The sequence below is a fragment of the Leptolyngbya sp. FACHB-321 genome, from assembly GCF_014695975.1.
GTDB lineage: Bacteria > Cyanobacteriota > Cyanobacteriia > Leptolyngbyales > Leptolyngbyaceae > Stenomitos.
The window spans coordinates 128,366-141,014 of record NZ_JACJPI010000090.1 but is presented as its reverse complement, the minus strand read 5'-3'; the positions used below and the strand labels follow the sequence as shown (position 1 = coordinate 141,014).

At 50.0% G+C, this 12,649-nt stretch carries 10 protein-coding genes and 1 pseudogene; 7 read left to right on the top strand and 4 right to left on the bottom strand.

The window, feature by feature from the left end; all coding sequences use genetic code 11:
- Positions 1–45: 45 nt before the first annotated feature.
- Complete coding sequence (locus H6F76_RS29215) at positions 46–876, bottom strand: cyanophycinase (RefSeq protein ID WP_190513706.1); 831 nt, start codon at positions 874–876, stop codon at positions 46–48.
- Between the two features lie 451 nt (positions 877–1,327).
- On the opposite strand from H6F76_RS29215, the gene trmD reads away from it, so the two are divergent.
- The 7 genes from trmD to rsfS all read left to right on the top strand — a co-directional run bounded on the left by trmD (position 1,328) and on the right by rsfS (position 8,446).
- Complete coding sequence (trmD, locus tag H6F76_RS29210; RefSeq protein ID WP_190513635.1) at positions 1,328–2,032, top strand: tRNA (guanosine(37)-N1)-methyltransferase TrmD; 705 nt, start codon at positions 1,328–1,330, stop codon at positions 2,030–2,032.
- Positions 2,033–2,123: 91 nt separating this feature from the next.
- Positions 2,124–3,215 carry a DUF1517 domain-containing protein gene (locus H6F76_RS29205; protein ID WP_190513633.1) on the top strand — a complete coding sequence of 364 codons (1,092 nt, stop codon included), beginning with the start codon at positions 2,124–2,126 and terminating at the stop codon, positions 3,213–3,215.
- A 212-nt stretch (positions 3,216–3,427) separates the two neighbouring features.
- Positions 3,428–4,054 carry a DUF1517 domain-containing protein gene (locus H6F76_RS29200; RefSeq protein ID WP_190513631.1) on the top strand — a complete coding sequence of 209 codons (627 nt, stop codon included), beginning with the start codon at positions 3,428–3,430 and terminating at the stop codon, positions 4,052–4,054.
- 147 nt (positions 4,055–4,201) lie between these two features.
- Positions 4,202–4,684 (top strand): 2-C-methyl-D-erythritol 2,4-cyclodiphosphate synthase, encoded by a 483-nt coding sequence (ispF, locus tag H6F76_RS29195; protein WP_190513704.1) that lies wholly within the window; start codon positions 4,202–4,204, stop codon positions 4,682–4,684.
- 499 nt (positions 4,685–5,183) lie between these two features.
- Complete coding sequence (locus H6F76_RS29190) at positions 5,184–6,692, top strand: PilT/PilU family type 4a pilus ATPase (protein ID WP_190451357.1); 1,509 nt, start codon at positions 5,184–5,186, stop codon at positions 6,690–6,692.
- A 349-nt stretch (positions 6,693–7,041) separates the two neighbouring features.
- Positions 7,042–7,908 (top strand): bis(5'-nucleosyl)-tetraphosphatase (symmetrical) YqeK, encoded by an 867-nt coding sequence (yqeK, locus tag H6F76_RS29185; RefSeq protein WP_190513629.1) that lies wholly within the window; start codon positions 7,042–7,044, stop codon positions 7,906–7,908.
- Positions 7,909–7,990: 82 nt separating this feature from the next.
- Positions 7,991–8,446, top strand: a complete 456-nt coding sequence (gene rsfS, locus H6F76_RS29180; protein WP_190513627.1) for a ribosome silencing factor — start codon at positions 7,991–7,993, stop codon at positions 8,444–8,446.
- Between the two features lie 98 nt (positions 8,447–8,544).
- On the opposite strand, the gene H6F76_RS29175 is transcribed toward rsfS, so the two are convergent.
- From H6F76_RS29175 to H6F76_RS29165, 3 genes and pseudogenes are all read right to left on the bottom strand, one after another.
- The gene (locus H6F76_RS29175) at positions 8,545–9,441 is read right to left on the bottom strand and encodes a sugar ABC transporter permease (RefSeq protein WP_190513625.1); all 897 of its coding nucleotides are present in this window, start codon (positions 9,439–9,441) and stop codon (positions 8,545–8,547) included.
- Between the two features lie 115 nt (positions 9,442–9,556).
- Positions 9,557–9,763, bottom strand: coding sequence for a DUF2283 domain-containing protein (locus H6F76_RS29170; RefSeq protein WP_190513623.1), 207 nt, complete (start codon positions 9,761–9,763; stop codon positions 9,557–9,559).
- A gap of 64 nt (positions 9,764–9,827) precedes the next feature.
- Positions 9,828–12,563 (bottom strand): annotated as a pseudogene (locus tag H6F76_RS29165) (DNA methyltransferase).
- Positions 12,564–12,649 lie beyond the last annotated feature (86 nt).

Below are 12,649 nucleotides of genomic sequence, written 5' to 3'. Positions count from 1 at the left end.
TAGCCTCAGAGTACACCTTCTGTAAATTGAAGCCAGAGCCGCAGACTATTCCTGCGCCATACGATAGGCAGCAAACGATGGCACTCGTTTACGGAGGTCGTAGCGATCGCTGTGGCTCAAGATGTGTAAGCGCAGGTTGCCAATGCTAAGAGGGTCAGTCGCACCAACCTTTTCCTGATTAGTGTAGGACAGTTCTGCTGGGTCGAGAATAGTCACAGTACCTTTGCCAATCACTTGCAGCGTGCCATCGCCCTCAAACAACGTGCAGGTATCTTCATCAATGCCGATACCCAGACGATCGGGATACGCAGCGATCGCGCTCATCAAGCGAGCCATGCGGTTGCGGTTGTGAAAGTGTTGATCCACAATGACTTCGGGAATAATGCCTAGCCCCGTTGTCATATCAACGAGCGATCGATTGGGCGATTCTCCACTGCCTCCTCCAGCAATCATATAGTGACCCATGACTGCTGCGCCTGCACTGGTGCCCGCCAGTGTGATTTCGCCTTTCTGCGCGCGTTGACGTACCGTTCTCATAAGCGGTGTATCAGCCAGTAGCCCACATAAACGTAACTGGTCGCCCCCAGTCATAAAAACGCCTGTACAGTTTTCGACATAGCTCTGCATCAGAGCATCGTTACACTGTTCGCGATCACGTATATCCAGCACCTCTATCCCTTTAGCGCCCATCTCGCCAAAAATAGTGAGGTAGCGTTCGCCAATAATGGCAGGTTCACGAGACGCAGATGGAATAATAGCAATACGAGCCTCTGCCGCCCCCGAGCGACCAAAGAAGTTGTGCAGAATCTCCTTCCCGTGAATTTTATCCTCTGCCCCTCCAATCACCATAATGGCAGTTTTCGTAGACTGGGGCATATTCTCTCCAAGGGGCTGAAAATCGACTTGTGACGCTACAACGTCAAATGTACTGGGAACGGGGGCAGTGGGAAACCAGCGCTCCCATAGTTTCATCACTGAGGTGTGGACGCTGCTATTGTTCATGTTGCCGCCTGACCGCTCATTGTCCTCATAATAGTGTTTGCTTGGCAAAAGCGATTAGACGGACTTGGATAAAGACGTTAGATACAGATACGATCGCGTGATCCCTGCTTAACCTATGCTTGCGGCATCAGGTTCCCCTAGGCATCATACGCTAGAGAATTGTAATGCTAGAGAGTTGTGACATAGGCTAGCAGTGGGGATCGCTAGGCAACGCCGCCAAAGCTGTTACTAAGGTTAGACGTGGCTCTGCGATCGCTCAAGCGTGTTAGGCTGTCGAGTGCTTTTAGTCTACAGTTCAACGCTCACAGTTTAAAGTTCAACCGGAATGCGCTTCGATCTTGTCACCTTGTTTCCCGACTTTTTTACCTCTCCTCTTGGTTCGGGCTTGCTGGGCAAAGCGCTGACCAGACAGATTGCGGCTGTTCACTGCACAAATCCACGCGACTTTACAAGCGATAAACACCATCGGGTAGACGATGAACCCTACGGTGGCGGTGTGGGGATGTTGATGAAGCCAGAACCGATCTTTGCAGCAGTGGAGTCGTTACCAGTTTTGCCGCGACGGGCAGTGCTTTTGATGACGCCTCAAGGTGAGCCAATGCATCAGGCAATGTTCCAGCAGTTGGCGATCGACCACGATCAGATCGTAATCATCTGTGGGCACTATGAAGGGGTGGATGAGCGCGTGCTGCATCTGGCAACGCGAGAAGTCTCTCTTGGTGATTTTGTGCTCACCTGTGGCGAGATCCCAGCGTTGGCATTGCTGAACGGTGTTATCCGCTTGCTGCCAGGTACGGTGGGCAAAGCAGAATCGCTGAAGGCAGAAAGCTTTGAGGATGGTTTGCTCGATTATCCGCAATACACACGTCCTCCTATCTTTCGGGAATGGGCAGTACCCGACGTGTTGCTTTCTGGTAATCACCAGGCGATCGCCCAGTGGCGCAAAAAGCAACAGCTTGAGCGTACCCGTGATCGTCGCCCTGACCTTTATGCCCAGTGGCTTGAAGCGCAGCCCAGTCAAGAATCATGACTGTCAGGGCAGCCTCAAGCCTGATTGCTTAAAATAGTACGCAGGGTAGCTTTAACGTCAGAGGTCAGCTTTACAGCCGCAACTTCAATCTATGAGACACTCACAACTTCAGCGCTATTGTGCCATTGCTGTCGGAACACTGCTGGCAAGCACAATCACTTTGCACCCTTCCACTGATACAACCAACGCACGTTTGACCTTCGATGCTGAAGCCTCTGCCCGCAGCAGTGGTGGTCGCAGTGGTGGTGGCTCCTTCCGTTCGTCCCCATCGCGATCGTCTGGTTCAAGCTCATCCCCTTCACGATCGTCTGGTTCAAGCTCATCCCCTTCACGATCGTCTGGATTCGATCGAAGCCCGTCCTACCAGCGTAACTATGGTGGCGGTGGCACTGTCATTGTGCCCGTGCCAGTCGGTCCTGGCGTCTATAATGACCCGTACCGTAACGATGGTTACCGTAGTGGTAGCTCCAGTAGTGGGCAAGCCTCGACTGATGACTCTGGGCTTGGCTGGATTGTTGGACTCATCTTTCTAGGCGTTTCGGCAGCGGTCATCTTTGGTCTTGTGTTTCTGGTGGTGAAAGCCATGCGGGGCAGCACTGGTGCGAACGAACGTGACAATGATATTGTCACCGTTAGCAAAATTCAGGTTGCACTGCTGGCAGTGGCAAGGGATATTCAGTCTGAGCTGACTGACCTCAGCCTGGAGGTTGATACTGACACACCAGAAGGACTGCTACAACTGGTTCAAGAAGCGTCTTTAGCGCTGTTACGGATGCCAGAAAACTGGTCACACGTGTTGGCAGACTCACAAACGGTCAAAAGTCGGGAGGAAGCAGAAGCCCTTTTTCAAAAAAGCTCGATCGCCGAACGTAGTAAGTTTAGTGTTGAGACGCTAACCAATGTAGGTGGCAGAGTCAACAAACGCGATGGGTTCAAGCCGAATCCAGATGAAGATCCAGCAGCATATATCGTGGTGACGTTATTAGTTGGCACAACCCACGATCAACAGCTTTTTGAACGGATTCGCACCGAGGCAGAGCTAACTAGTGCCTTAGAACAGCTAGCGTCACTGCCATCTGATAACCTCATGGCGTTTGAGTTGTTGTGGAGTCCACAAGAGTCATCTGATAGCCTCACCTACGACGAATTGCTCACGGAGTATACAGAGATGGTTCAGCTTTAGATTCACTGCATGAGCAAAGCAGGAATGGTTTGACACTAGGGCGATGCAAGGATTGTGGGAGAATGATTAGAGGGCGTCTGGTCTTGAGCAACCTAATGTTATGATCGTCTATCCTTCCATCGCATACTTCGTTAAAAACAAACGATTCAAACGCGTTCAAGTGGCATCTTTGTAGTCAGTCTTTTTGAGAATGGGGTTAAAAATAGGGTGCTATGGAACAAGATTTGCAAGCAATGTCAGACAGTGACGGCGCTGATGATTCAGAACTGACAAATGATATTGTGACAGTGAGTCGTCTTCAAGTAGCGCTGCGATCGCGGGCAAAACGCCTCCAGACAAAACTCTCCGACATTGCATTACGGGCAAATACTGCTACGGCAGAAGGGCTGTTTGAACTGTTGCAAGAGACAGCCAGTACACTGCTAGAAAACGCTGATTTCTGGACACATGTTTTAGCAGGGTCGCAGACGGTAGATAGCCGCGAACAAGCAGAAGCGTTGTTTAATCAGTATTCAATCCAAGAGCGCAGTAAATTTAGTGCTGAGACTCTAACGAATGTCAATGGAGTTGTGAGCCAAAAAGCGCCCGTAGCACCCCCCTCTAGCGAACAGCCAGCTTATATCGTGGTGACGCTGCTGCTTGGTACAGCGGATGATGCGCCTCTTTTTAACGAGATTTATTCGACCTCCCTTCTGCGTGATGTATTGGAAGATATTACCCTGCTGCGATCGCGCTTCCTGCTAGTCTTTGAACTCCTCTGGACACCACAAGACGTAACCGATAGCCTGACTGAAGCTGATCTAGCCTCCGACTACGCAGATCTGGTGCCCATTGCATAGCAGAAGCAGTCGGACTCTTGAGCGCTGTGGGTTCTCTTTAAGGCAATGCCTCAAGGTCGAGCCTTCAAAATTGGTGGCTCACAGTGCTGGTATGCCGTTGATTGCTGCTTGTCCGCATATAATCAGAAAGCCGCTCGCCGCAAGCTGATGACTAACATTCGGATTGGCAATGGATACGACATTCATCGCTTGGTTAGCGATCGCCCGCTTATCCTGGGGGGCGTGAGCATTGAGCATGAACTCGGGTTGTTAGGTCATAGCGATGCCGATGTGCTGACTCACGCCATCATGGATGCCATGCTCGGTGCCTTGAGCCTAGGCGATATTGGTCACTACTTTCCACCCACTGATCCTAAATGGGCAGGTGCAGACAGTGTGGCAATGCTAACCCAGGTTGATCGCTTGATTCAGGACAATGGCTGGGCGATCGGCAATGTTGACTCCGTAATCGTGGCAGAGCGCCCGAAATTAAAGCCACATATTAAGGCGATGCGCGATCGCCTTGCAACAGCTCTGAATCTGCAACCCAATCAAGTTGGCATCAAAGCTACGACTAATGAAACTCTGGATGCAACTGGACGCGAAGAAGGCATTGCCGCTTATGCAGTTGTGCTGTTGGTGCAGCAGTGACAGAACGTAGCTAAGTCAAGTAATGGTGATTGCCTGTGACGATAAAGGCTTTCGTCAAATCTTCACTAAAAATTTATATGATAGCGCTCAACCTTGGCGGGGTAGATTAAGTTGCAGGTGTAGATCGAGGCTAGCTCCTTACGGCTAGATTGATAAACCCTATTGACCATCTGAAAGTGCTAGTTTAAGAAGTCTAATTTAGGGTTCTCTGCTTCCTTTAGTTGCAGAAACTCTGTTTAGTCCGGTTAAATGATCTTGTTTGCTGATTGCTTGGATGCACAAAAACCAATTGTCTTAATATCAAAGGGCGATCATATTTTGATTAAGCTTAAGCCTATTTCTATTGAGCTAATTCCTTGTCTTGCGCCTCCCCGTATGGTCATGCTCCTAGTGCTGTCTGTTTACTAATCATGCTTCACCTTTGGTCTGACACAACGTTTTAGTGCGGATCGTCCTGGTTTTTACGCTTACTGTCTCCTCGCTTTGGAAGCTACTTGTTATGACTGCTATTAACGCTTCTACTGGTTCTGCTGGATCGAAGCCTGACGCACCGACATCGATTCGGTTTGTCATCCAAGACGCACACAATCGAGGTGCAACAGCATTATATCTTCAGCCAGGTCGCCCTCCGTTCTATCGAATGAGCGGGAAGTTACTTCCTCAGGAGCATCTTGCTCCGCTAGCACCAGAGCAGTTTCGGCACTACCTCCAAGAAGTGTTGACCCCCCAGCAGCTCAAGCATTACCTGGAAGTGCGTAAGCTTGATATGGATGTACGTATTCCTGGCTTTATGCAGGGTCGCATTAACTGTGGACCGACTGCCCAGGGTACTGAGGCAATGAGTCTCAACGCGATCGCGCTGGATGGTCCTGATCAAGCGGTGCAACGTCAGGGCACTGTGCAAGTCATGGTTGAAGATGCTTACAAACAACGTGCATCTGATATTCACCTCCAGGTCGGTGAGCCTGTGCGCTTCCGTATTCAGGGCAAGATGGTCAAGCAGGAGACGTACGGTAAAGTTACTTCGCGTCAGTTTGAAGAATTTTTGCAAGAAGTCTTGCTACCAGTCCAACAAGAGCAATTTAAGGAACGGCAAGAGCTGGACACTGCCATTCTTTATGATGGGATGGTGCGGTGTCGGGTCAACTGCTCTCAGTCGATTATGGGCGGCGCGATGGTGCTGCGGTTGATTTCGCTGGATGTGCCAACGCTGCGGAAGCTCGGATTGCCAGATATTTTGCGCGTGCTGGCAGAAGAGCGGCAAGGGTTGATTTTGGTGACAGGTTCGGTGAACTCTGGTAAATCTACCTCGCTGGCAGCAATGCTGCGCCATGTGAATGAAACGCTGCCCCGCAAAATTGTGACGATCGAAGACCCGATTGAGTACGTTCACACGTCCAATGAGTCGTTGGTGACACAGCGCGAAGTGGGACTGCATACTCAAGAATTTAAAGATGCATTGCGCGGCGCTCTACGGCAAGACCCAGACATCATTTTGATTGGTGAAATGCGCGATCGTGAAACGGTAGATACTGCCATTCGCGCCTCTCTTACAGGGCACCTGGTTTTGGGTACTCTGCATACAAAAGGTTCTGTCAACGCCTTCAAGCGCCTGCTCAACTTCTACTCTCCTGAAGAGCAAGAAACTGTGCGGATTCAGATTGTCGATGCCCTCCGTGCTGTAATCGCGCAAGCGTTGGTGCCGACTGTCCACGGTGGACGCACGGCTGCACTAGAAATCATGATCAACACGGACACTGTTCGAGACTATTTACAGAAGGGTGCTACCGACGAAATTTATCAGTTGATGGAAGAAGGTAAGGACGGTAGCCAAACGCTCAACCAGGCGCTTTTTGACCTTTATGAAGGTGGTGTCATTACGCCTCATGATGCACTTGCTGCCTCCCTCTTTCCAGATGATCTGAACTATATGCTGAAAAACTACACGCGCCGCTCGAGCCGATCGGGTCTCACGACCTCGGATTATTTCAATCACCAAATGACTTAACTGCTTGAGTTCGCAGTATTCAACGTTCAGTTTGCCTCTGAGATACAAGCTACGGTACATCTCAGACTAACTACGCTGATGGTCGCTCGCTCAAACCACCGCTTACCATTTATACAAGATGAGAACTTCTAGCGTTAGTCTGGCCGTGAAGCACAACTTGAAGCGTAGGAATTGAAAGAAAAGTTGCGTTCTATGTTAGGTGTGAGGTCAACCGGAGGGGTTGAGCTAGAATAAAGTCAGCTAAATTTCTTCCCTACCTAAACCGTTTTGACCTCGATTACGATCGTCTGTAGCCACCTTCTCTCTTGGTATGAATTCTCTCGGTGCAAACTAGGAGCTTCTCACCCGCATGCGTGAATCCGATCCCAACCTGGATTCCCCTATAGCAGCAGGTGTAAAGCATCTGAAGCCTATTAAGCAGCCTGCCAAGCTGACTTCAGATAACGCATCATTGGTTGCCCTTTCTAGTGTTCATCGCCCTTCTCTACCTGAGCGCCCAGCGTCAGCACGCCCGCTACCTCATCCCAGCGATGCATGTGGCGCTGCCTCAGATCTTCTAGCTGCAGGAGTTGCGGGTTTAGATCAAGAGGTTTCAGAACGATCAGTTTTACGCGAGCGCATTCTTACCTGGTTGCAAAAGAATGTGCCGAACAGTCGCCTGCAGCACATTTTGCGGGTTGAGCAGATGTCAGCCGAGTTAGCTAAACGGCATCAGGTTGATGTTGCTCAGGCGGCTTTAGCAGGCTTAACGCACGATTTGGCAAAGTTCTTTAAGCCGCAGCGTCTGCTCCAGATGGCACAAGCGGAGGGTCTAACGCTCGATCCCGTAGAGCTAGCCAATCCACATTTGCTTCATGCTGCGGTCGGGGCGATCGTCGCTAGAGATGAATTTGGCATTGGCGATGACGCAGTGCTGGATGCGATTCGCCATCATACGCTGGGGTGCCCCGGCATGAGTGCGTTAAGCTGTATCGTTTTCCTAGCCGATAGTCTGGAGCCAGGGCGGGGCGATAGTCTGGAGCTAGAAGCCTTACGGCGTCTTAGCCAGCAAGATCTCCATCATGCCGTTTGGCAAACCTGCGACGAGTCCCTGCGTCACTTGCTAGCTCGTTCTCAACAAATTCATCCTCGTATGGTGCTAACCCGCAACTGGGCGTTGGCACTGACTGACAAAAAGCCATTTGACAAGAAGTTGCCTGTCTCGCGCACACCTTAATTGTTCCGGCCTGGGGCTGTTGGAAGGCTCGTTCTCACCCACTACTTGACGCCTAAAACTACTTTATAGAACTGGAGACTAAATGCCAAATTACGCTCAAGAATCTTCCTTAGATGCTGCTTTAACAACCGTTGTTGACGCTGCAACGATCGCTCAAGATCCAAGCCTGCAACTCGCGATTGCGGCTGCTAGTGCTGCTGACGATCGCAAAGGTGCCGATATTACGCTTCTACGAGTGGCACATATTTCCACGCTGGCAGACTATTTTGTTATTGTGACGGGCTTCTCGAAGGCACAAGTGCGGGCGATCGCGGGTTCCATTAAGGACAAGGTTGAAGAGGAATTGCACCGCCTTCCCACTCGTACAGAAGGGCAGTCAGAAGGAAGCTGGACGCTGCAAGATTATGGCGATGTCATTGTCCATATTTTGATGCCGCAAGAGCGGGAATTTTATAACCTCGAGGCGTTTTGGGGGCATGCAGAGCGAGTGGACTTTGCTGCGATCGACCAGCGGGCACATGTTTCTCCCTCCGTCTAAGTTGGGTAGCTTCAGTAGTGCTAGAAAGGGTAGAGGGGTTGTCCCAAGATAGAGACAATCCTTCTATGCCAAAAAGTATCTTTCACAGTACCCAACTTTTAATCTGTCTCGCGCGATGCCCTTAGCTGGACAGACACCAGTACTAACGTTGCTCCAAGCAGCAGCGTGGCGGCAGCGGCAGCATAACCGAAGTCAAATTGAGCGAATGCCTGCTCGTAGATGTAATACACCAGCAGATTTGTGGCGTTGAGCGGTCCGCCACCCGTGATGACGTAGACTGGCTCAAAGCTTCGCAGGGTAAAGATGGCTGTTGTCACTGCGGCAAAGATTAGCGTGGGTCGCAGCCCCGGCAATGTAATGTGCCAAAACTGCTGCCAGGCGTTGGCTCCATCTAGCGTGGCAGCCTCGTAGCGGCTGATAGGAATGGTTTGCAGCCCTGCCAGGAAGACGACCAGATTGAAGCCGATTTGCTTCCAGATGCTTAACAAGATCAGCACAGGCATTGCCCAGACAGTGCTGCTCAACCAGGGAATGGGGTCGATACCAAGTAATGCCAGCCATTGATTGACCGGTCCCTCTGTTTGAAACAGCCATCGCCATCCCAGACCGACCGCAACGAGCGAGGTAATCGACGGCAAAAAGTATGCCACTCGTAAGAGATCGCGCAGGACGATCGCCCGATCGAGCAATACTGCCAGACCCAGCGGCAGCAGCAAGCTAGGAAGCACAGTGGCGACGGTAAAAACGATCGTATTGCCCACGACTTGCCAAAAATCGGGAGTCAGAAACAAGCGCCAATAGTTTTGCAAGCCAACCCAGTGAACGCCAGCCCTGGTAAAACTGCCTGCGGTAAAGCTGAGGTAACACAGGTAGGCGATCGGATACAGCACGAAGATTCCCAACAACAGCAGGGCAGGCGCTAGAAAAAGCCAGGCAATGACGGTTTCATTATCAAAATCTAAGAAGGCGTTGCGGGATAGCTTCTGGTGGGTCATCTCACGGTGCAATGAGAACGATAGTGATGGCATCTGTTGAAGCTTAGGCTTGCAGGACGATCGCTTCAAGTTTGGCTTGGAGATTGTAAAGTTGGCTGGTAGTTCGTTGGGCAGTTTATGCAGCTAAAAGAGGTACTCCTAATGCTTGTAAATTAATTGTTTCTACATTGCGAGAACAGTTATCTAGGGTAATGGCAACCACTTTGCCATCACTGTCATAGTCCAAAATCAAATCATCAGTGATGGTATCTGTTGAAGCGATCAGCTTTGTTGTTAACTCGATCGCTAGCGTATCTGTTTCAGAAAAATACTGGATTTTCATTAGGGTTCTTCACCTCGCTGCTGTCGCTTGTAAAAGTTACGGTCCAAAAAGGCGTTATGGATAGTTAGCTGAATTGTGTCGGTGCCCAGGGACCAACGATCGCTTCTCCCTGCTTTTCTTTTGCGGCTAGTTCTAAGTTTAACGTCAGCAGTTTTTCGAGCAGATCATCGTCTGGGCTGAAGCGGTAGGCTTGCAGGACAAGGGTATCAAGCTTAGCGTGGAGTTTGTGGAGTTGGCTGGTGGGTTCGTGGAAGTATTCGTTGTAGAGCTTGGTGATGCCCCACTGTTTTTTCTCCATTTGGGTGCTGCGGTAGTTGTGGAGATCTTGAGCGGTGGTGCGGATGGCGGTGATGAGAGTGGAGGCTGGGGTTTGGGGAAAGGGAAAGGTTTCAAAACAGGTGTTGTGAGTGTAGCGAGTATCGCCTTTCAGCGTGGAACTTTGTGCTTTTACCCAGGTGCGATGAACGTTTGAGGTAAGAATGCCAAGAATGTAGAAGTCTTCGGAGGAAACTACTTTGGTTGAATTGTTGGGGAGCCAGCTTGCGCTAGTAGGTAGAAAGATAAACCACTTAGAGTGAGCAGGTATGCTGAAACAGGTTTGTAACGGAGCGATAGAATTTCTCATTGCTGCATGAGTGCGCTTAAATCTCCACCACTTCTCTCTCAAAATGGGTTCGCGGTTAGTATCTCTTTCTGGTTTGACAGTGATTTTAACGTGCTCAAAAGGTCGTTTATAATCGCTTGCCTCTTCAATATCCATGTTGCTAAAGTCAATAATCCAACGAGTAGGAATCCCATTTGGAGATTTCGCTAAATCTCCTGCATCTAAGAACGGTTTGACTACTTCTTGATTCTCAGGTTTAGCTTTTATCCATTCCTGAGCCTTTTCAGGCGCTACTATGAATCCTTTCCCTGTTGGCATTACACCCTGAAAACAATGATTTATATTTGCTCCTAACCTTAATGCTCCTGAAACATCAATCTCTGCATTTAGTGAAGAGTTTATGGATAGAACAGCCTCACCGTTTAAGTAGAAGTTATGTACTTTTTGATAGCACCAATTAACAATACTGACATGAACTTTAGCTTCACCTGACCAGACCTGAGTTGAAATAGCGTCATGAATACGTCCGCTGTTTTGAGTAATGTAATCTAGTGATGCTCTGCGCGACTTTCCTTGACAAATAGTATTTGTAGCAACAAAGCCTGCTCTACCTGCCTCATCCAAATTATCGTGAGCGAGGTGAAACCAGTAACTACTAATATCTACCTGATCTTTTACTTCAGAAAACTTTCCGAAAATGTGCTCAGTCTGTTCGTCTCCTAGTTCTTGCCGCATTCGATAACCACCCAAAAACGGTGGATTGCCAATAATTGCGTCCGCTTTCACCCACTCGGTAAACAGCGCATCTTTGCAAACAATATTTTCATCCAGCGTATCTAACGGTAGAGGGGGCTGGTCGTGAATATCGCACAGGTCGATCGCTACTTTACGGGCAATCATCAGCGTCACTCGTGCTAACTCCACCGCAAACGCATTTGTGTCCATGCCGTAAAACTGCTGCGGGGTGACAAAGCCAATGCTCATCTGTCCCTGTCCGCGCTCCGATCGTCCACGAGCATCAATCTTGTCTTGCAGTACGCGCTCTAGCCGTTTTAGCTCTAGATACGCCATGTAAAGGAAGTTGCCCGACCCACAGGCAGGATCAAGCACCTTGTAGTTACGCAACTCGGTCTGCAACGTGGAGAGTTCGCCTAGTGTCGTCGCGCTAGCGATTTTTTCTTCCCAATAGCGCGTGATCGTGGGGCGAACGATCTTGAGAATGTCTTCTTCAGAGGTGAAATGAATGCCGTGGGCATGACGTTCTTTGCTGTCGCTTTTGCCGATCGCCGACTCAAAGATGTTGCCAAAGATGGACGGGCGCACTGCTTTCCAGTCTTGTGAGGCGGCGGCTTCCAGTAGCTCTAGTTCTTTCCCAGTCAGTTCCAGGGGATGCACCTCCCGAAACAAGCCACCGTTGAAGTAGTCCACGCCCTGATAGCGTCCTGCGGGAGCAATGCCCGGTCGATTCATCTCCTGAAACAGGTTGCCCAGAATATCGTAGGTGTTTGAGGGTTTGCCCTGGCGAGTACGGTCTAAACACTCGCGCACCAGACTAATAAAGAGATCCTTTGGCAACAGATCCCGGTCTTCAGCAAACATTGCCAGCACGCATTGCAGCACAAACCGCTGTGCCGTCTTCGGATCAACCGCATCGCGCGATCGTTTCGTCAGCATCGTCAGCAATTCGCCCATGCGTCCGGCGGCTTTCTCCGTCACCGACACTAGATTGTTGTTAAAGACGGGCGCACGCTCCAACTCTGGATTCATGAACGTGAACGCCCCGATGCGATCGGGCAAATGTGCTAGCGCAATCTTCTCGATCGGCTCTTCGGACTGCTTACGAAAGTCGTAGATCCAAAATTCATCAAAGTTGCACAGCATCACATAGCTGGGGCACTGTAGCTGCATCCAGTACGTGACGGCTTGCGCGTAATGCTTGTTGAGGTCTTCACCCCGCTTCTTCATCTCAATCAGCAAGTGGGGCTGCCATGCCAGATCGGCAAAGCCCGTATTGCCTTTTTTGCTGCCCTTTTTTACCCGTTGCTCTAGCGTTGCCCCCGCTTCTTTTACGCCTTCATGTCCAAACGCCTGAAAGAAGCGATCGAGAAAGTTTTACGACTCGCCTTTTTCATCGCCTTTAAGATGCTGCTGGCAGTACTGAACAAATTTTTGGAGGCTTGCAGTTGTAGCTGGCATGAGGGGCGTTCAAAGTGAGATTAATGGAGGGGAGCGATCGATCAACACATGATAAGGAATGGAAATTAAATAAGTTCGATCTTTGG